Origin of the sequence: Streptomyces sp. NPDC006711, assembly GCF_042869775.1 — a bacterium.
Lineage (GTDB): Bacteria > Actinomycetota > Actinomycetes > Streptomycetales > Streptomycetaceae > Streptomyces.
Map to the genome: position 1 here is coordinate 234,642 of NZ_JBIAGO010000002.1, position 19,481 is coordinate 254,122.

Below are 19,481 nucleotides of genomic sequence, written 5' to 3' on the forward strand. Positions count from 1 at the left end.
GTCCCGGGCGGGTGGCGCGGGTCAGGCGTCGAGTGTGAGGGCGTTCTTGGCGCGCTCCAGGGACTCCTCGCCGGCCGCACCGCCCGGATTCTCCGTCGCCAACGCCTGGTTGAGCGCGACGAAGGGCCGCATCCGCGCCTCGTACCGCGCGAAGGCGGCGCGGTGGTCGCCGCCGGTGCGCCGAAGCGCGTCCGCGAGGATGTACGCGCCCACGAGCGCGAGGCTGGTGCCCTGGCCCGAGAGCGGCGATGCGCAGTATCCGGCGTCCCCGACCAGCACCGCCCGGCCGCGCGACCAGCGGTCCAGCCTGACCTGCGCCATCGCGTCGGCGTAGAAGTCGGGCGCGGTCCACAGCGCGTTGAGCAGCCGGGGAGTCTCCCAGCGCAGCGCGCCCATCCTGTCCGCGACCTCCTGCCTCAGCACCTGCGGGTCGCGCGTGGCGGGGTCGAGCGCACCGGAAGCGAAGCCGAAGGTGATCCGCAGCTCGCTGTTGTCGCGCACGGGATATATCCCGTATCCGGCGTCCCCGTCGCGGTGCCACAGCTGCCAGTTGTCCAGGCCGAGAAAGTTCTCGGCGCTGAAGATCGCCAGGTGCGTGCCGAGGTGGTGCGGGGACGTTCCTTCGGGACCGAACGCGAGCGTACGCACCGTCGAGTGCAGCCCGTCGGCGCCGACCACGAGGTCGAAGGTCCGTGCGGGGCCGTACTCGAAGGCGACGTGGACCCCGTGCTCGCCCTCGTCGAGTGCGACGATCCGGTCCCCGTAGACGAACTCGGCCCGACCCGCGCCCAGTTGCTCCAGGACGCCCACCAGATCCTCGCGCAGCAGCTCGACATCCCCGCTGTCGAGTCTGCCGCCGCTGAACGTCGCCTCCGTGGAACGGTGCAGCTCCTCGCCGTTCGCGTCGATCACGGACATGCCCCGCATACGAGTGGCTACCTCCCTCACCCGGCCGAGCAGCCCCATCCGCTCCACGACGCCGAGCGCCACTCCCCTGACATCGACCGCCTGCCCACCGGGCCGCACCCCAGGAGCACGCTCGACGACCGTCGGAACGAAGCCGCACCGACCCAACCAGTACGCGAGGGCGCACCCCGCGACCCCCGCACCGGAAACGAGGACGGTCTTCATGGCAAAACTCCTTCGTCGAGCGGCGGGAACACCCTGTACGCGACTGAATGTACGGCGTACTCACACCCGGCCCAACCACCCCTCACTGCCCACTGTCCTAGCACACAAGGGCAGTTCAGGCCGCTTGTGCCTGCTAGCCTCTGCCCTAGTACAGCGGGGTGGCCGCGCGGAAAAATCGCGCTCTCCACGGAAAGGGGGACCGGGCATGGCAGGGGAAGGTGAGCAGCCGCCCTATCTGCGTATCGCCGGGGAGATCCGGCGGCGTGTCACGAGCGGGGAGCTGGCGCCGGGCGACCGGGTGCCCTCGACGCGGGGGATCGTCAAGGAGTGGGGTGTCGCGCTGGCGACCGCCACCAAAGCGCTCACCACCCTGCGCCTGGAAGGCGTCGTGGAGACCCTTCCCCGGGTCGGCACCGTGGTGAGCGACCGCACGGCCGCGTCCCCGGCACGGACGCGCGTCCGGCGCGATGAGGAGCACCCCCGGGAACGGGAGCTGACGCCCGAACGGATCGTGGCGACCGCCATGGAGATCGCCGACAGTGAAGGGCTGGGCGCGCTGTCCATGCGCGCGGTCGCCGCCCGGCTCGGCGTCGCCGCGATGTCGCCGTACCGGCATGTCGGCGGCAAGGACGACCTGGTGCTCCTGATGGCGGACGCCGCGTTCGGCGAGGCAAGCTATCCGGCCGTGCCCCCGGACGGCTGGCGCGCCCGGCTCGAACTGGGCGGTCGGACCCTGTGGTCACTGTTTCGCAGACACCCCTGGCTGGCCCAACTCGCCCCGCTCACGCGCCCGTTGCTCCTGCCCAACCTGATGGTTCACGCCGAGTGGGCGCTTGCCGCGCTCGACGGGCATGACCTCGCGCCGGCCACCATGATGGACCTTCATGTGCTCCTGTACGGCTATGCGCAGGGGCTCGCGGCCGGCCTGGAGCAGGAGAGCCAGGCCGCGGCCACGACCGGCGTGAGCGAGGACGGCTGGATGGAACAGCAGGCCACAACCCTCGCCGCGCTCGTGAGGTCCGGCAGGTATCCGGTGTTCAGCCGGGTCGCCTCGGCCCTCGATGACGGCTACGAGCTGCGCTTCGACGAGCTCTTCGAGTTCGGCCTCGGTCCGCTGCTCGACGGGTTCGCGGGGATCATCGAGGGCGGCGGTCCCGGACCGGCCGCCCCCGCGCCGTCGGTCAGGCGTTGACGTCCACCACCGTGCGGCCGCGCACCTGGCCCTTCAGGATGCGTTCGGCGACCGCGGGGACCTCGTCGAGGGTGACGAGGGTGGTCATCGTTTCGAGGCGGGCGAGATCGAGATCCCGTACCAGCCGCTCGTACGCCCTGATCCGGCGCTCCATCGGCGCCTGCACGGAGTCGATACCGGTCAGGGTCACCCCGCGCAGGATGAACGGCACCACCGTGCCCGGCAGATCGATGCCCTGGGCCAGGCCGCAGCTGGTGACGGTGCCGCCGTAGCGGGTGCCCGCGAGGACGTTGACCAGGGTGTGGCTGCCGACCGAGTCGACCGCGCCGGCCCAGCGCTCCTTGCCGAGCGGGCGGCCGGGCTCGGAGAGTTCGGCGCGGTCGATGATCTCGGCGGCGCCGAGGCCGCACAGGTAGTCGGCCTCGGCGGGCCTGCCGGTGGAGGCGAGCACCCGGTACCCGAGCCCCGCCAGGAGCGACACGGCGACCGAGCCGACGCCTCCCGCCGCGCCCGTCACCAGCACGTCACCGCTGTCGGGGGTGAGGCCCGCGTCCTCAAGGGCGAGCACGCTGAGCATGGCCGTGTATCCGGCGGTGCCGATCGCGGCCGCCTGCCGGGTGGTGAGCCCGGCGGGCAGCGGGACCAGCCAGTCGCCGTCGACCCGGGCCTTCTGCGCGAAGCCGCCGTCGTGCCCCTCCCCCACGCCGTAGCCGTTGAGCACCACCTGGTCTCCGGGCGCGAACGAGGGGTGCGTGGACGATTCGACGGTGCCCGCGAAGTCGATGCCGGGCACCAGCGGATACGTCCGCACGATGCCCTTGCCGTGGGCGAGCGCGAGGCCGTCCTTGTAGTTGACGGTGGAGTAGTCCACGGCGACCGTCACATCGCCGTCGTGGAGTTCGTCCTCCTCCAGCGTGACGGTCTCGACGTGGTGGCCCCGCTCGTCGTCCTTGGTGACACGGATGGCGCGGAATGACATCGGATCGATCTCCTGACGGTGGAGTGCCTGTTCAGCCGTACGCCGATCCTGCCCCAACCCGCCTCACGCACGTGCGAAGGGGCCGTACCGGACGGCTCACGGTACGGCCCCCGCCCCGGCGGCGGGCGTCAGGCCACCCTCACGCGATCTCTACGGAGAAGCCACGCCCGGTGGACTGCGACGGCGTCCTGATCTGCGTCACTCCGGTCGCGGGATCGAAGAACCAGCCCGTGCCCGCCGCGCCGAGCTCGGCCGCCGAACCGTACCGGCGCAGCCGCTGCCCGCCGAGCGCGACGATGGTGGGCGCGGTCCCGCCGTGCACGGTGAGACGGTAGGCGCGGCTGGCCGGCTTGCCCTGGTAACTGCCCACGCTGGCACCGACGTTGACGACCGAGGCCCGTCCGGCCGAGGTCACCTGGACCCGCTGCGTGGCCGAAGCGCCCTGGGCGAACTGCCGCGTGACACCGTCGTCCTCGTACAGCGTGTAGGAGGACGTGCCGAGGCGCGGATAGATGTCGTAGTCCAGCTCGCCCTTGTTCCGGGTCTCCCAGGATGTCGTGCCCTGGGGCCACATCGGCACGATCGAGCCGCCCTTCACGAACAGCGGCAACGTGTCCAGGGGCGCGGCGTAATGGTCGATGGTCGTGGGGCCCTGGTAGGTCTTGCCCGTCCAGTAGTCGGTCCAGGTGCCCTTGGGCAGGTAGATGCCGTCCCGGACGCTGGTGTCGCTGTAGACGGGCGCGACGAGGAAGTCGGGGCCTGCCAGGAACTCGTACTTGGCGTCGGCGCCCAGGGTGTTGGGGTCGTCCGGGTACTCCAGGGAGAGCGGGCGGACCGCGCCGACACCGGTCTTCGTGGCGTCCTTGGAGAGCCCGTACATGTACGGGATGAGACGTTCCTTGAGCTGGAGGTACTTGCGGTTGATGGAGGCGTAGGGCTCGCCGTCCAGCCAGGGCTGCTGGTCGGCGGCCTTGCCGGTGGTGAGGTCCTTGGCCCAGCCGTCCATCGTCATGATGGCCGGCAGGAACGCCTTCCACTGGAGGTCACGCGTGTACATCTTGGGGTCGTGGCCGAAGATGCTGCCGACGTCACCCGTGTTGTACGCGATGCCCGACAGCGTGGCGCCCGCGTACGTGGGGATCTGCCAGCGCAGATAGTCCCAGCTGAGCTTCTGGTCACCGCTCCACAGGACGCCGCAGCGCTGGGCGCCGGCCCAGGAGACGGGCAGCCATACGAAGCCGCGCGCGTCGCTGTTGTCCTCGATGCCGGCCTTCGCCTGGTCGCAGGCGTTCAGGGCGAAGCCATATCCGTTGCCGACCCACGCGACGTCCAGCTTGGCCACGCGCTGGCCCGCCTTGACCTGATCGGCGAGCTTGTCGAGGCCGTCCTGGGTCCACAGGCCGAGCTGGGCGTTGTGGGCCCGCAGGCCCTTGCCGGTCTCGGCCAGGTTCTCATAGCCGCAGCCATAGCCGTCGTTGACGAGCATCCAGCCGAGCGGCAGCTGGTTCTGGGTGTAGCCGTCGGCGACCTTGAGCGCGTCCAGCGTGTGGCGCTCGCCCCGGTTGGCGTTGTGCAAGTAGCAGTCCGAGTCGCCCGGTTCGAGGCCGTACACGGGCGGCATGAACGGCTTGCCCACCAGCGAGGTGTACTTGCCGATGACCGACTTCACGTCCCCGGTGAAGTAGTAGGCGTCCAGGCGCCGTTCCTGCTGTCCGGTGCGCACGTGAGGCCCGAAGTCGTAGACGCCCGGCGTGAAGGTGTCGCGGAACACGCCGTATCCGGCCGAGGAGATGTAGAAGGGCTGGGAGTTGTTCCAGCCACCCTCGTTCCAGTTGGTGTTGTTGCCCACGTTCATGACCTGGTCGCGGTGCGAGAAGCTGCCGTTCTGCTCACCGCCGCCGAAGAACTGCTCGTCGGCGCCCCGGGACAGGCTCTGACGCATCCCGCCGGAGGTCCAGCGCAGGGGGTCGGCCTCGGACCAGATGACGGTTTTGTTGTCCCCCTTGTAGAGGGCGAAGCGCAGCGGCTTCTTGTAGACGCGCAGGACGGTGTCCTTGCTCCGGATGCCGTAATAGCCGCCCGCGTCAAAGGACTTGGTGTCCTTCTGCGGTTTCGGCTGCGTCTGGATCATGTGGCTGCCGGGCGGGTCGGTGAAGGTGCCGTCCGGCGCGGCGCGCAGCCGCAGGGTGTCGTCGGCGAGAAAGTCCACGCGGGCCTTCAGCGCGCCGGCGGCGATGTCGTACGTACCGTCCTTGCCGGCGAAGGCGGTGAGGTTCCCCGCGTCCGTGGGCTCGGGCAGGTACGCCGTACCCGTGAAGGAGTCGTGGTGTACGTCGTAGGGGACGACGACCACGTGGTAGGTCCCCGACGCCTTCGGGATGACGGTCGCCTCGGGGTCGGCGGTACCGGCGCTGGAGGCGACCTGCTTGCCCGCGTCGTCGTAGACGTAGAGGTCGAAGTCGTCGGTGGGCGTGGCCCATTGGACGGAGACGGGCACGCCGCCCTCCGGGTTGTCGTCCCACTGGTGGGCCGGCGGACGCACCGTCAGGTCGAAGCGGGCGCAGACGGCGCCGGCCGGGTCCTGCGCGGGGGGCGGGCACTTGTCGGGTGCGTCGACAGTGCCCTTCTCGTAGACCGGGCTCTGCCAGGTCAATGACTTCGTCCCGCTGTCCAGGACGCCACCGGGCGGCGCCGCGGCCTCGGCCCGCGCGGCGGCCGGGACGCTCAGGGCGGTGAGGGCGAGCACGAGCGCCGAGAGGGCGGCGACGGCGGGCCGCCGGGGCGGGTGAAAGCGATACCAGAGGGTCCGCAAGAGTCGTTCTCCGTTCGTACCGAGCAACAGCCGGGCGCGGTGTGCGCGTTTACGCCGACAGCCGGTGGCGGTGTACGCGTCGGTGTGCGCGTTCATGCTTGGAACAGTGGAGTTTCGAGCATCAAGATTCACCGCGAGGCGGGTACATGTCAACGGGTGGGGGGTGGGTAAGTGCGGGTGGGTGGGGCGCGGGGAGCCCCCCGGGCGCGTGGGCAGGCAGGGCACGCGGCGCCGGGCCGGGCCGGCTGCCGTGCGGGTGGGTCCGAGGCGGGGTTGCCTGAAGCGTGGGTTGGCTTTCGAATTTGACCGGACTGAGAGCGCTCTCAGACGGGGCACGCGTCGGCCCTGCGAGGCTCCGGGTGCCCGCCGGCCCGCGTGGCGTGGGGCCGGGGAGCGGGGAGGGAAGCAGCCGAAGGCGGCCCGTCAGGGCAGGACGAACCAGTCCATGCCGAACGCCGCGGCGAGGCCCACCACGAGGAGCCAGGAGGCAAGCCGGGTCCGCCCGTTGCGGCTCAGCTCGATGACCACGCCGCACAGGATGAGAGCGATTCCATAAACGCCGACGACCAGCACCGAGGAACGGGTCGCCAGCCGTACGACGAGGATCACGCCGATCGCCACCATGAGCACACCGGCGGCGACCATGCGGATGCGGCGCGCCTGCCACGGGGCAAGTCCGCCCCGTGCACGTGCGTCCGGCTGTGGGGCGCCCTCGGCGGAAGCGTGCGGGGTTGCGTCGGCGCGGGCGGAAGCGTGCGGGGTGGCGTCGGCCTGGGCCTGGTCGTTGAGAGCGTCCGGGGTGCCTTCGTCGATCCGGGGATCATCGGCGCGGGGGTTCGCGGCCGCCCCGTCACGGGCGTTGACGGAGACGCCGGCCCGGGCGTCCGGGGCGCCTTCAGTCTCCCCGCCCCCGCGTTGGGCGTCCGGGGTGACCGCTCCGCGGATCTCCGGGCCACCCACTGCCGGGGCGCTCGGGGATATCTCACCAGGGTGGGCCGCCACACCCGTGACGGGCTCGCCCGGGGTGGCCACACCAGTCGCGCCCATGGCCGCCTCGACCGAACCGGAGCCCGAACCACCCTCCGCGCGCCCGCCGGACGCGGCCTTGGGGTGGGCGGTGGTGCCCGGATCAGCCGCCGGCGCGCCTTCCGGGGCCTGGGTGGCGATCAAGTCCCCTTCGGCACGCGGGTGTTGGGCGGCGCGAGGGGACGCCGCCCCGCCCTGCCGCTCCCCCGCCTCCGAGGCCCGCCCGGCGCTCGCGGATTCGGCCCGGGTGCCCTCGGAAGCGTTCCCGTCGCCGGCTGCCTCGGCCCCACCCCGGGTCCGCTCCGAACGCGGCTTCGCCGCAGGCGATGGCTTCGCTCCGGCCGTTCCGGGGGCTTCCGGGGTCGCGTCCACCGCTTGGTCCTGATCCGAGGTGCTCATGAGCCGGATCGTAATCGTTGCCCGTTACCGTGTCCCACCCCGGCCATGCCTTCTCCCAAACCGCCGCCACAACAGCTGACGTCCCGTCACCATGGCCGTACGGGCGCGTTGCCCTCACGGCGCGGGCGCGAGGGCGTCCAAGGTGGCGGGCCGCCCCGCCGAGGTGGCCGCGGAGCCGCGCAACAGGGCCGCCAAGTCACGGGGTTCGGCCTGCTCGGCGAGGGGTTGCGCCGTCGCGATCCGGTCGAGGCGGAAGCCCCGGCCCGCCCGGCGCGTACGGCACCAGGCGATGAGGTACCAGCGCCCCTCGGCGGTGAGCAGCCCCGCCGGTTCCACCACGCGGACGCTCGCGCGGCCGCCCGCGTCGAGGTAGGACAGCCGCAGGGCCGTGTTGGCGCTGAGAGCGCTCTCCACCGCGCTGCGGACACCGCGGTCGCCCGGCGAGCCGGCCGACTCGCCGCCGATCAGGAGCCGGCGGGTGCCGAATTCGGCTTCGGCGTTCTCCACCAGCCAGCGGGCGGCGGTCTCGCAGTCGTCGGGCCCGGCGGGGAAGGGGTGTTCGGGCGCGAGGCGGTACTCCACGCTCACCACGGCGAGCCGGGCGTCTCGCGCCAGGCGCCACAGGCGGTCGTCCTGCCCGTCGGCGGAGCCGAACGCCCAGCCGCCCCCGTGGATGTGCAGGTACACGCCGTCGACGCGCGGGGGTACGAAGGTCCGGATCCGCACCCCGCCCGCGAGGACGCGGTCGTGCCCGTGGGGCAGTCGTACGGGAGGTGTGTCGCCGCCCAGGCGGTTGCGGCGAAGGGCGGCCAGCATGGTGGCGTCGGGCGCTCCCCGGCGTACCGGGCTGCCCGCGTCGGCCGCGAACCGCTCGTTGAACGCCAGGGTCTCGGTCAGGCAGTCCTCGTCTTTGATCATCATGTGCGGCACGGTCGCAGCCGTCCGCGACACCGTCGTGTCACCCTTTTCGAGTGAGCCGCGTCACGCCCGCGCCGAGCCCGCCGCGCGCACACGACAGGGCGCGCAGCCGCGTCGCGGCGGTACGCGCCCTGGGGTGCTCGCACCGGCCCGCGAAGCGCCGGAACGAGGGGGTCTCAGTGGGAGTGGTGACCCATCCAGCCGCCCATCTGGCCCATCCACTCGGAGTGCTTACAGGCGCTGCCGAACGACGCGTTTCCGCCGTTCGCCGCGGCGAACGTGGCGCAGCTGCCCTTCCTGCCGCTGGAGTAGTGGTCGTCCCGGTCGTGGGCGAGCGCGGTGCCGGTGCTGCCGAGGATCGCGGCGACGGCGAGGACGCCGGCGGTGAGGGTGGTACGCATGCGCATGATTGCTCCTGTTCGAGCGGTTGGATGAGGAACAGGGTGATCCGTCCCCGGCGCCCGGGCCCGGCAAAACCGGTATCACCCGACCGCCGACGCGCCCGCTCCAAGTCCCCTCCGAGCCGCCGCGTCAGGCCGCCCCCAAGCCGGGCCAACGGGCAGGCCGTCAGCCCCTCGCCCGTCAACCCGTCAACCCGTCACGCCAGGATCTCCACGTACCCGTCCGTCCCGTGCACCCGGATCCGCTGCCCGTCCCGGATCCGGCGGGTGGCGCCCTCCACGCCCACGACGGCGGGCAGGCCGTACTCCCGCGCGATCACCGCGCCGTGGGTCATCACGCCGCCCACCTCCGTGACCAGGCCCGCGATCGCGACGAACAGCGGCGACCAGCTGGGGTCGGTGAAGGTGGTGACCAGGATGTCGCCCGCTTCGAGGTCGGCGTGCGCCATGTCCAGGATGACGCGGGCACGCCCCTCGACGGTCCCGGCCGACACCGGGATGCCGCTCAGCGCGCCGGGCGGTACGTCGTCGCGCCGGTAGGCCCCGTTCAGGGCCTCGCCCTCCGAGGTGAGCACCCGGGGCGGCGTGAGCGCCTGGTAGGCGCGGAACGCTTCCCTGCGCTCCTCAAGGAGACGGCCGTCCACCCGGCCCGAGCGTGCCACGTCGCGCAGTTCCTCGAACCGGAGGTAGAAGATGTCCTCCTCCTCGTCGAGCACCCCGGCCCGCACCAGCCGCCCGGCCTCCCTCAGGAGGGCCTGCTTGTAGACGAAGTACCGGCTGATGATGCCGTACTTGGGATACTCGCGGTATCCGACGAAGGTCCTGACGCGCCTGATCACGCGCTCGGTCTCGTCGGCCTTGTGCTCCCCGTCCGGCAGGGCCCGCAACCGGGTCAGCACGTCCTGTTCCTTGGCCAGCGCCTTCTGCCGCCCCTGCTCGAACCGCCGCCGCGCCGCGCCGGGTTGGAAGTTCCTGACGTTGTCGAGGATGACCGGCACGAGGGCCGAGGGGCGCTCGCTCCAGCGTGGCCGGGTGATGTCGATCTCGCCGACGCAGCGCATGCCGTACCGGTCCAGATAGGACTCGATGGCGGCACGCGCCTCGGCCCCGCCCGTGAGCTTTCCCAGCTCCTCCAGGAAGCCGTCGCCCGCGACATCCCCGACGCCCCCCAGGTATGCGACCACCTCCGGGTACGGGCGGATGGCGTCCGCGACGTCGAGCAGCGCCAGGCCCATCTCCGATGTGACGTTGTCGGGGGCGGACAGGGTGAGCGTGTCCGCCGCGTTCTTCTCGCCCAGCCACTCAAGGAGCTTGTCGTTGAGCCACCAGGTGGCCTCCATGCCGGCCATGATCGCCCGCATGCTCAGCGGGTCACCGAGCTCGCGCTTGTGCGTGGCGAACGCGTCGAGCAGGAAGTCGAAGAGCGCCGGTCCGCTCTTCGTCTCGATCTCGCGCTTGAGGGCGGCGACGGCGGCACGGTTGCGTGCGATCAGTCCGGTGACAATGGCCGGGTCGGTCTCGATCGGGGCGGCGGGCGCGCCGCCGGGCGCAGGCCCCGCGGGCTGCGCGTCGGGAAGCGACGGAAGGAACCCGTCGCGGGCGAGGACGGTTTCCAGCGCGTCCCTGGTCAGCGGATCGCCGCGCCCGATGAGGTCGAGCAGGCCCGCGCGGCTCGTGGGCGAGGCAAGCCGCCGGGTGGCGTCGACGAACAGCCTCCCGCCGGCCTCGGGCATCGGCGCCATCGCCGTCAGCTGCCACACCGAGAGCCCCAGCGGCCTCATGGCGTCGGTCATCATCTGCTGGTGGCCGACGGAGAGATAGACGTGGTTCTCCTCGTCCCCGCTGTCCGGGACCGGGAACAGCGTCGTGATCGGGCGGCTCTGCACGATGTGGAAGGTGTCGCCGGCCAGGCACCATTCGATGTCCTGCGGGCGGCCGAAGTGCGTCTCGATGCGCCGGCCGAGCTCCACCAGCCGTACGGCCTGCGCGTCCGTCAGGGCCGGCTCCTCCTGACGCCCCGCGTCGATGGCCACCTCACGCGTACCGCCGCCGGGCACGGCGTCGACGGCCCGCGCCTTCGCGGCGATCGTCCTGGTGAGGACCTGGCCGTCGCGCACCTTGAAGACGTCCGGGTTCACCAGGCCGGAGACCAGGGCCTCGCCAAGGCCGAACCCGGCGTCCACGGTGGCGATCGCGCGGTTGCCCGTGACGGGATCCGCCGTGAACAGCACGCCCGAAGCCCGTGGCTCGACCATCCGCTGCACGACCACGGCCATGCGCACCGCGCGGTGGTCGATGCCGTTGCGCCCCCGGTAGGTCACGGCCCGCTCGGTGAACAGCGAGGCCCAGCACCGGCTGATGTGCCGAAGGATCTCCGCCGGCCCCACGATGTTGAGGTACGTGTCCTGCTGGCCGGCGAAGGAGGCGGTCGGCAGGTCCTCGGCCGTCGCGCTGGACCGCACGGCGTACGCGTCCCGCTCGCCGTGCCGGGTGAGCGCGTCGGTGATCTCGGCGGCGAGGTCGCCTGGAAGGGGGATCTCCTCGATGGTCCGGCGCAGCTGTGCGCTGAGCGTACGGACGGCGTCCCGGTCCTCCGGTTCCACGCCGGCCAGCCGCTGAAGGAGTTGGCCGACCGGTGGCTGTCGGGTCACGACCCTGGCGAAGGCCTCGGTCGTCACGCAGAAGCCGTCCGGCACCTCCACCCCCTCGATCCGCGTGAGGGCGCCCAGGTGTCCGGCCTTGCCGCCGACGAGCGCGAGCGGCGTCCCGCCGGCCTCCTGAAGATCCAGCACGTTCTGCTCAGTCACTGCGTTGCCTCCGAGGCGTGGTGCTCTGTCGATGTGCGGCGGACGGTCGCGTCCTGGCCGCCCGGCCCTTTCGGCTGGTGTCGGGCGCCGATTCTGCGCTCCCCCCTGGGCCTTGTGGCAAGCCCCCCGGTGCGCTATACCTTGAGACAGGCGGGGAGAAGTGTCTCCCTGCCTTTGTCATGTGGTCTGCCTTTGTCGTGTGGCCTTCGGCGGGGCGCCCAGGCCGGGCGCGCGGTCGCACGCGCCGACCGCACGCGCGCGCCCGTGGCCTCTGACGGCTCCCCACCCCCATCCCCCTCGGGCAGCGCCCTTCGCGACTGCGCCAAGCGCGCCCGTGTCCACCCGCGCCGGCCCTCCCGCGAGCATGATCCGAACGTGACGGAGGCACATCCCGGTGGCGCTGTAGGCGTTCCGCCCATCGACAGATGACGAAAAAGCGCCACCAACCTTTCATACATCTGTACGAAGTGGGGGGCGGGGCGGTTCTGCGAGAGTGCGGTTCGCGACAAGGAGCCGGTCCGGTCGCGGAGTTGGGGGTTCCGGCGGCACCACGCGGTCCGTGATGAGCTGTGCTCACCTGCGCCGATGACCAGGCCCAGAGTTTTTTGCCGATGACCACGCCCAGAGATTTCTCCGGCCGTCGAGTCCCCCTCGGGACGCCGACTGTCGGCGGTCGAGGAGGACTTGAGTGACGCATTCGCCTCAGGAGGCTGTTGTGACGGATGAGACAGATGAGAACAAGACGCGCAAGAACGGCCTGTACGGGGGCGTGAGCACCGAGCTCACCGAGAACATGAGGCAGGGCTGGGCGGACACCGAGCGCCGCGACCTCCAGCCCATCGCACAGGCGCCGCACACCGCGCGCCGCCGGGCGGCGCTGTCCGCCCAGTTCCCCGGCGAGCTCCTGGTGATCCCCGCCGGCAACCCGAAGGTGCGCTCCAACGACACGGACTACCCTTTCCGGCCGTCGTCGGACTACGTGTACCTGACGGGTGATCAGTCGCAGGACGCCGTCCTGGTTCTCGAGCCGGGCGAGAGCGGCGGGCACCAGGCCATCGCCTACGTGCTGCCCCGCTCCGACCGCGAGTCCGGCGAGTTCTGGCTCGACTACCACGGCGAGCTCTGGGACGGCCGGCGCAACAGCCTCAGCGAGAACGAGCGCCTGCTCGGCCTGCCCTGCCGTGATGTTCGCACCCTGACCGGCCGGCTGGCCGAGGCGCGTGGACCGATCCGGCTGCTGCGCGGATACGACGCAGCCGTCGACGCCACGCTGAGCGACAAGGTCACCGCCGAGCGGGACATCGAGTTCCGGATCGCGCTCTCCGAAATGCGCCTGATCAAGGACGAGTTCGAGATCGCCGACCTGCGCCACGCCGTCCAGGCCACCGCGCGCGGCTTCGAGGACGTCGTGGGCATCCTCGGCACGGACCGGCCGACCCTGGAGCGGGCCATCGAGGGCACGTTCTGGATGCGCGCGCGGATCGAGGGCAACGACGTGGGGTACGCCTCGGTCTGCGCCGCCGGCCCGCACGCCACGACCCTGCACTGGGTGCGCAACGACGGCGAGGCCCGCCCCGGCGACCTGCTGCTGCTTGACGCCGGCGTGGAGAGCCGCAATCTCTACACCGCCGACGTCACCCGCACCCTGCCCGTGGACGGCCGCTTCACCCCCGCGCAGCGCACGGTGTACGACGCGGTGTACGCGGCGCAGTCGGCCGGCATCGCGGCCGTCAAGCCGGGCGCCAAGTACCGGGACTTCCACCACGCCGCCCAGCGGGTGCTGACCGAACACCTCGCCTCCTGGGGCCTGTTCGGCAGCCGTTCGGTGGACGAGGCGTACGAGCTCGGGCTCTTCCGGCGCTGGACCCTCGCCGGCACCGGGCACATGATCGGCCTCGACGTCCACGACTGCGCCAAGGCCCGCACCGAGCTGTATGTCGAGGGCACCCTCGCCGCGGGCATGGTGCTGACCGTCGAGCCCGGGCTGTACTTCCAGTCGGACGACCTGACCGTCCCCGAGGAGTTCCGGGGCATCGGCATCCGGATCGAGGACGACATCCTGGTCACCGAGGACGGCAACGAGAACCTGTCCGCCGACCTCCCCCGGGCCGCCGACGAGGTGGAGGCCTGGATGGCCCGGCTGCGGGGCTGACGGCGAGCGCCGTGACCGGCCGCACAACGGCGTGCGGCCGGCCACGGCCAGGACCCACGGGGTTCTTCGGCGGGAACGGACCACCACACGAGGGGACGCGAGTGATGGAACAGCAGGACGGTTCGCGCGGGTTGCGCAGCCACGATCATCAAGTACCGGACGCGGTGGCGGAGGTCTTCCGGCACGGCTGGGCCGACACGAGCCGGCCCGCGAGGCCCGGATCGGGAGCCGCGTGGGCGGCCAAGCGGCGGGCCGCGGTGTCCGAGCGGTTCCCCGGCGAGCGGATCGTCGTTCCGTCCGGTGGCCTCAAGACCCGCAGCAACGACTTCGACTACGCTTTCCGGCCGCACTCCGCGTACATCCATCTCACCGCCGAGCTGGGCACGCGAGCGGTGCCGGACAGCGTGCTGGTCTTCGAGCCGACCGGGCAGGGGCACGAGGTCACGCTGTTCACCCGGCCGCGCTCGCCCCGTGACGCCGGGCCGCGCGGCGCGGAGTTCTACAGCGACCGCCGGCACGGCGAGTTCTGGGTCGGCAGGCGCCGGACGCTCACCGAGACCGCCGGTGACCTCGGCATAGAGACGCGCTCCCGCGACGACTTGGAGCGGGCACTCGCCGGCGGCGTGCCGACCCGGGCCGTGCGCGGTGAGGACGCGGTCGTCGACGCTTTGGTGACGCCGTCCGCGCCAGGCGACGCCGAACTGCTCGCCTTCCTGGCCGAGTCGCGCCTGGTCAAGGACGAGTGGGAGATCGAGCAGCTGCGCACGGCGGTGGGGAACACGCTGGCCGGCTTCCACGACGTCGCCGCCGAGCTTCCGTACGCCACCCGCCTGGAACGGGGCGAGCGCTGGATCGAGGGCACCTTCAACCGGCGGGCCCGGCTTGAGGGTTACGGCCTGGGATTCGAGACGATCGCGGCGGCCGGGAACCACGCGTGCGTCCTGCACTGGATGCACAACGACGGTCCGGTGCGCGAGGGCGATCTGCTGCTCCTCGACGCGGGCGCCGAGGCCGACACGTTCTACACCGGGGACGTGACCCGGACGCTGCCGGTCGGCGGGCGCTTCACCGACGCTCAACGCCGCGTGTACGACCTGGTGTTCGCCGCGCAGTGCGCGGGCATCGCCGCTCTGCGGCCCGGCGCGCCCTACGGCGCGTTCCACGACGCCGCGACGCGGGTCATCGCCGAGGGCCTTGACGCCTGGGGCCTGCGGCCCGGCGGCGACGTGGTCGCGCACGAGTCCGCCCTGTACCGCAGGTACACCGTCTGCGGCACCGGTCACATGCTCGGTCTCGACTGCCACGACTGCGCCTCGGCCCGCAGCGAGAACTACGCCCAGGGCGTGCTCCGCGAGGGCCATGTGCTCACCGTCGAGCCCGGACTGTACTTCCAGCCCGACGACTTGACGGTCCCTCAGGAACTGCGGGGCATCGGCGTGCGCATCGAGGACGACTTCCTCATCACGGCCGACGGCGCCGAGTGTCTGTCGTCGGGCCTGCCACGCGCCGCCGACGACGTCGAGGCGTGGATGGGCGCGTCGCGGTGAGAGCCCCCCGCCCCCTGGTCGACCAGGTCTGCGGACAGCTGCGGCAGGCCGGTGCGGTGGCGGTGGTCGGACCCACCGGGTTCGGCAAGTCCGCGGTCCTCGACGCGGTGTGCACCGTGTGGGAGACCTCGGGGGACCCGGTGGTCAGGCTCAGTTCGGCGCCCGGCGACGCCCACCTGCCGTATGTGCCCTTCATGGATCTGTTCACCGTCTGCCCGGACGACGTCAGCGGTGAACTCTCCGACGTGCAGCGGTCGACGATCGACTGGGTCCTGCGGCGGGTCACAGGACCCGAGCCCGATCCCGCGGTCCTGCGCGTCACGGTCCTGTCGTGCCTGCGGGCCTGGGGGCGCAGGGCCCGGCTGCTGCTCACCGTCGACGACGTGCACTGGTGGGGGCGGGACAGCCTGGGCGTCTTCGGTTACGCGGCGCGCCGCAGCCGGGGCAGCGTGTCGTTGCTCGCCGCCCTGCGGCCCGGCGGCCCGCCCGCGCACGACGTCCTGGGCGGCGACGCCGTGGAGATAACGGTGCCCACGCTCAGGCCGCAGGAGTCGGCGGCCGTCGTACGGTCCTTCGGGATCCCGCTGCGCACCGCCGCACGCATCCACACGGCGACGGGCGGCAACCCCCGGCTCGTCTCGGAGATCGCCGCCGGGCTCGCCCGCGCCGGGACGCCGGCGGTGCTCGACGTCCAGCCGCTCGCCCCCTACGCCCGCAAGGCACTGCGCGCCTGGCTCTCCGGGCTCGCGGCGCCGGTGCACTGGGTGCTGCTGCTCGCCGCGCTGGCCGCCGACCCCTCGCTCGACACCGTCCGGCGCGCGGGCGGCCCGTGCGCCGACACGGCCCTGGCGGACGCCGAAGCCGCGGGCCTGATCCAAGTGGGCGCCACCGTGCGCTTTCCCGCCCCGGTCGTCCGTGAGGGCATCATCGCCGAGGCCAGCGGCGAGGCGGTGAGCCAGGCCCATCTCGCCCTGGCCACCGCATCCTCCGCCGATGACGACCGGGTCTGGCACCAGGCCTCGGCGCTGGCCCCGGCCGGGCTGCCCGCGTATCTGGTCCCGGCGCTGCTCGGCGCCGCCGCCGAGGCGCGGGCCGGCGCCGACCACGCCAGGGCCGCTGAGTTCAGCCTCCTCGCGGGCGCGCGGCCCGGCGGCGACCAGCACCGCCTGCTGGTCACCGCCGCCCACGACGCCGAGGCGGCGGGCCGCTTCGACCTGGCCCGCGCGGCGCTCGACCAGCTGGAGCGCGGCCGGGCCGCGCCCGAGGCCCGCGCCCGGGCCCGGCTCGCCGTGGTGGACGCCGCCGGACGGGGCGCCGCGCTGGTCGAACACCTGGCGGCGCAGGCCCTGGCCGAGGCCACGGCCGCCGACGATCCGGGTCTGATCGCGGCGGCTCATCTGCGGCTGGCCCGTGGCCTGCGGCTGAGCCGGGGCTGCCACCCCGAGGCCCTTGGCCACGCCTGGTCCGCCGAGGAGTGGGCGGGACGCGCCGGTGACGCCGCGACCCGTGCCGCCGCCCTGGCCCTGACGGCGCTGATCGAGCAGGGCTCGGGGTCGGCCGGCCACGGCGCGCTGCTCGGGCGGGCGTTGGCGGCAGGTCACGGCCACGGCGCGGGCCCTGCCCCGGGGACACCACGCCGTACCGCTGTCGCCTTCGCCCTCCTCGACGACCGGGTCGACGAGGCCGCCCGGCTCCTCGACGAGGCTCCGGCCACCTGTCGCGCCGACCGGCTGCGGCTGCTGGCCGGCTCCGTCCGCGTCCACGCCCTGCGCGGTGAGGGCGCCGCCGCCCGCGAGGAGGCGGGCCACCTGCTCGCCCTGACCCGCGATCTCGGGGCCTCCCCCGGGCCCGCCTGGCATGCGGCCGCGCTCGCCGAACTCGCAGGCGGCAGCCTGGAAGAGGCACTGGCCTGCGCCGATCTCGGCCTCACGGCCTCGCGCGAGGAAGCCGACACGGTCCTTGCCGCGCACTGTCTGCATCTGTCCGGTGCGACCCGGCTGCTGCTGCGCGACACCGGCGGAGCGCTGGCCGATCTGCTCGGCGTCCGTGACCTGGCACGGGAGTTGGGCATGCGCGATCCGGCGGAGATCCGCTATGACGCCGACCTCGCCGAGGCGCTGCTCGCCGCCGGCGACCTCCCGGCCGCGCTGCGGACGGTCGCATCGGCCCGGCGCAGGGCCGAGGACCTGCGACGCCGTGGCGTCCTTGCCTCGCTCGCCCGCGCGGAGGCCCTGTGCCACACGGCGGCGGGCGACTTCGACCGGGCCGAGGAACTGCTTGACGAGGCCCGGCGCGCCTTCGAGGCGCTGGGTCATCCGTTGCAGCGCGGGCGGGTGCTGCTCGCCCACGCCTCGGTCGAGCAGCGCCGCAGACGCCCCGCCCGCGCCAGGGAGCTCCAGGCCGCGGCCGAGGCGGTGTTCCGCGGGGCGGGCGCGCCGCTGTGGGGGCCGCCGCGGTCCGAGGCCGCCCGGGCGCAGGCCTGGCAGGCCGGGCTCACCGACGCCGAGCGGCGCATCACCGAGCTCGTCGTCGAAGGGCTCGCCAACCGTGACATCGCGGCCGCCCTGTACATCAGCGTCAAGACCGTGGAGGCGGTCCTCACCCGGATCTACCGCAAACTACAGGTGCGCTCGCGCGTCCAACTGATGGCGCTGGTACGCAAGGACGACCACCGGGCGGCCCGCTGACCCGGGCCGTCCGGACCGCCGTGTGCCGGGGCGCTCAGTCCTCGTACCAGCCGACCGATCCCAGGATGCTCGACGCCGCCGCCCCCGGTCCGGCCCCGCCCGGGGCGGGGACGTCGTAGCGCACCCCGCATCCCGTCATGCGGCCGCCCATGAACAGCGGTCCGAACACCGCGCCCGTGCTGATGCCGAGGTAACTGTCCCGGTCGCGGTCCAGGACGTCCGCGCGGATCCTGGTGCTGTGGACGGCCTCCTGCGCTATCCAGGTGCCGGCCGCCTTCGCCCTGGTGATCACGTGCTCCCAGGCGGCTGGTTCGGTCCTCGAGCCGATGTGCACGTCGAAGTTCTGGTCGCCGTCGGAGCGTTTGATGACGAAGTCCTCCCGGCGCCGGCGCAGCAGCTCCTCCAACTGCCGGCTCTCGCCCTGGAATTCCACCTTCTCCTCCCGTATGCCGCGCGACCACGGCAGATAGCGCCGGGTGAAAGCGCGGTCCTCGTCGCTCATCCAGTCCTGGCCCTTGGACAGCAGCGCGAACAGCTGCTTGTTCGCCGCCTGGTAGGAGCTCTGCGGGGTGAGCACGGCCGAGCCGCACTTCCTGATCCTCAGCAGCGGCCGGATGTCGCGGCCCGCGTCCAGCCACTCCTGCGGCACCGTGCGCTCCAGGACCAGTGGGTGGGGCACCCGGCCTGCGTCGAGGGCTTCGATGAACTCGTCGGTGTCGAAGTAATCGGCGGCGATGCCGGACTTCCGCAGCGACTCGACCTCGATGTCGTAGTACCTGCGGCTGCCCGTGTACCCGCCGACGAAGACGTCCGGCAGATGGCCGACGACCGCCACCCGCGGGTCGAGCCCGAGTTCGGCGAGCACGCTCCGCACGACGTCCGCGCGTGCCTTGAGGGGGTCGGCGAGGGTGAGCGTGCCGAGGACCGCGTCGGGCAGCAGCTGCCGCCACAGGTCGTTGAGCAGGTGGAGGTAGACCTGCCCACCGGTGGAGGAGCAGAAGTTGAACTCGATGAACTTCCAGCCCGCGTCGGTGAGGATGACGTCCGGGCGGCCCATCACCGTGGCGTAGGCGTTCTCGAACTCCTCGTCGCCGTAGAACGCCGTCAGGCGTTCGTCCAGGCCCAGTGCGCGGTGCCGGGCGCGGCAGTCCTCGCCCAGGTGCCACACCGCGCGGCGCAGCAGGTCGGCCAAGTAGACGACCGCGCCCTCCAGTTCGGCTCCTTGGGCGGCAGGCCTGACGACGGGTCCCGCCGGGGCGATCCGGTCGAACCAGAACGTCCTGAAGCCCCGCAACTGGTGGTCGAACGCGTTGATCAGGGTGCGGGGATCCGGTACGTGCGGCCCTCGCGCCGCACCCACCCGCAGCGCCGCCGAGGTGTGTTCCATGATTTCTTCCGCTCTGTCCGGTCTGTTGGGTCCGGACGGGTCT

At 72.4% G+C, this 19,481-nt stretch carries 12 protein-coding genes; 4 read left to right on the top strand and 8 right to left on the bottom strand.

The genetic code is table 11. From position 1 onward, the window contains the following. Positions 1 to 21 precede the first annotated feature (21 nt). The gene (locus tag ACFYM2_RS05175) at positions 22 to 1,131 is read right to left on the bottom strand and encodes an FAD-dependent monooxygenase (RefSeq protein ID WP_388833471.1); all 1,110 of its coding nucleotides are present in this window, start codon (positions 1,129 to 1,131) and stop codon (positions 22 to 24) included. A gap of 205 nt (positions 1,132 to 1,336) precedes the next feature. Between ACFYM2_RS05175 and ACFYM2_RS05180 the strand changes: the two genes are divergently transcribed. Beyond that, the gene (locus tag ACFYM2_RS05180; protein WP_358993189.1) at positions 1,337 to 2,323 is read left to right on the top strand and encodes a TetR/AcrR family transcriptional regulator C-terminal domain-containing protein; all 987 of its coding nucleotides are present in this window, start codon (positions 1,337 to 1,339) and stop codon (positions 2,321 to 2,323) included. Here the strand turns inward: ACFYM2_RS05180 and ACFYM2_RS05185 are convergent. The 6 genes from ACFYM2_RS05185 to rph all read right to left on the bottom strand — a co-directional run bounded on the left by ACFYM2_RS05185 (position 2,313) and on the right by rph (position 11,665). Further along, positions 2,313 to 3,302, bottom strand: a complete 990-nt coding sequence (locus ACFYM2_RS05185; RefSeq protein ID WP_388456071.1) for an MDR family oxidoreductase — start codon at positions 3,300 to 3,302, stop codon at positions 2,313 to 2,315. The genes ACFYM2_RS05180 and ACFYM2_RS05185 overlap by 11 nt on opposite strands. A gap of 139 nt (positions 3,303 to 3,441) precedes the next feature. Then, positions 3,442 to 6,210: a TIM-barrel domain-containing protein gene (locus ACFYM2_RS05190; RefSeq protein WP_388833474.1), complete on the bottom strand. Its 2,769-nt coding sequence runs from the start codon at positions 6,208 to 6,210 to the stop codon at positions 3,442 to 3,444. Positions 6,211 to 6,537: 327 nt separating this feature from the next. Beyond that, positions 6,538 to 7,539 (bottom strand): hypothetical protein, encoded by a 1,002-nt coding sequence (locus tag ACFYM2_RS05195; protein ID WP_388833477.1) that lies wholly within the window; start codon positions 7,537 to 7,539, stop codon positions 6,538 to 6,540. A 114-nt stretch (positions 7,540 to 7,653) separates the two neighbouring features. Continuing rightward, positions 7,654 to 8,460, bottom strand: a complete 807-nt coding sequence (locus ACFYM2_RS05200) for an alpha/beta hydrolase fold domain-containing protein (RefSeq protein WP_388833480.1) — start codon at positions 8,458 to 8,460, stop codon at positions 7,654 to 7,656. Between the two features lie 173 nt (positions 8,461 to 8,633). Continuing rightward, entirely contained in the window at positions 8,634 to 8,858 is a 225-nt protein-coding gene (locus ACFYM2_RS05205; RefSeq protein ID WP_388833483.1) for a hypothetical protein, read from the bottom strand. A gap of 197 nt (positions 8,859 to 9,055) precedes the next feature. Beyond that, positions 9,056 to 11,665, bottom strand: a complete 2,610-nt coding sequence (gene rph / locus ACFYM2_RS05210) for a rifamycin-inactivating phosphotransferase (protein ID WP_388833485.1) — start codon at positions 11,663 to 11,665, stop codon at positions 9,056 to 9,058. 715 nt (positions 11,666 to 12,380) lie between these two features. Between rph and ACFYM2_RS05215 the strand changes: the two genes are divergently transcribed. The 3 genes from ACFYM2_RS05215 (at position 12,381) to ACFYM2_RS05225 (ending at position 18,051) form a co-directional block, all read left to right on the top strand. Beyond that, the gene (locus ACFYM2_RS05215; RefSeq protein WP_358993213.1) at positions 12,381 to 13,817 is read left to right on the top strand and encodes an aminopeptidase P family protein; all 1,437 of its coding nucleotides are present in this window, start codon (positions 12,381 to 12,383) and stop codon (positions 13,815 to 13,817) included. 104 nt (positions 13,818 to 13,921) lie between these two features. Next, positions 13,922 to 15,364 (top strand): aminopeptidase P family protein, encoded by a 1,443-nt coding sequence (locus ACFYM2_RS05220; RefSeq protein ID WP_388456063.1) that lies wholly within the window; start codon positions 13,922 to 13,924, stop codon positions 15,362 to 15,364. Then, complete coding sequence (locus ACFYM2_RS05225; protein ID WP_358993219.1) at positions 15,361 to 18,051, top strand: LuxR family transcriptional regulator; 2,691 nt, start codon at positions 15,361 to 15,363, stop codon at positions 18,049 to 18,051. The genes ACFYM2_RS05220 and ACFYM2_RS05225 overlap by 4 nt, the downstream gene beginning before the upstream one ends. A gap of 34 nt (positions 18,052 to 18,085) precedes the next feature. Here the strand turns inward: ACFYM2_RS05225 and ACFYM2_RS05230 are convergent, their stop codons facing one another. After that, the gene (locus ACFYM2_RS05230; protein WP_388833488.1) at positions 18,086 to 19,438 is read right to left on the bottom strand and encodes a hypothetical protein; all 1,353 of its coding nucleotides are present in this window, start codon (positions 19,436 to 19,438) and stop codon (positions 18,086 to 18,088) included. Positions 19,439 to 19,481: the final 43 nt, after the last annotated feature.

Coding starts and splice junctions, on each gene's coding strand:
- ACFYM2_RS05175 (WP_388833471.1), bottom strand. CDS start 1,131: ATGAAGACCGTCCTCGTTTCCGGTGCGGGGGTCGCGGGGTGCGCCCTC.
- ACFYM2_RS05180 (WP_358993189.1), top strand. CDS start 1,337: ATGGCAGGGGAAGGTGAGCAGCCGCCCTATCTGCGTATCGCCGGGGAG.
- ACFYM2_RS05185 (WP_388456071.1), bottom strand. CDS start 3,302: ATGTCATTCCGCGCCATCCGTGTCACCAAGGACGACGAGCGGGGCCAC.
- ACFYM2_RS05190 (WP_388833474.1), bottom strand. CDS start 6,210: ATGAACGCGCACACCGACGCGTACACCGCCACCGGCTGTCGGCGTAAA.
- ACFYM2_RS05195 (WP_388833477.1), bottom strand. CDS start 7,539: ATGAGCACCTCGGATCAGGACCAAGCGGTGGACGCGACCCCGGAAGCC.
- ACFYM2_RS05200 (WP_388833480.1), bottom strand. CDS start 8,460: ATGATGATCAAAGACGAGGACTGCCTGACCGAGACCCTGGCGTTCAAC.
- ACFYM2_RS05205 (WP_388833483.1), bottom strand. CDS start 8,858: ATGCGTACCACCCTCACCGCCGGCGTCCTCGCCGTCGCCGCGATCCTC.
- ACFYM2_RS05220 (WP_388456063.1), top strand. CDS start 13,922: ATGGAACAGCAGGACGGTTCGCGCGGGTTGCGCAGCCACGATCATCAA.
- ACFYM2_RS05230 (WP_388833488.1), bottom strand. CDS start 19,438: ATGGAACACACCTCGGCGGCGCTGCGGGTGGGTGCGGCGCGAGGGCCG.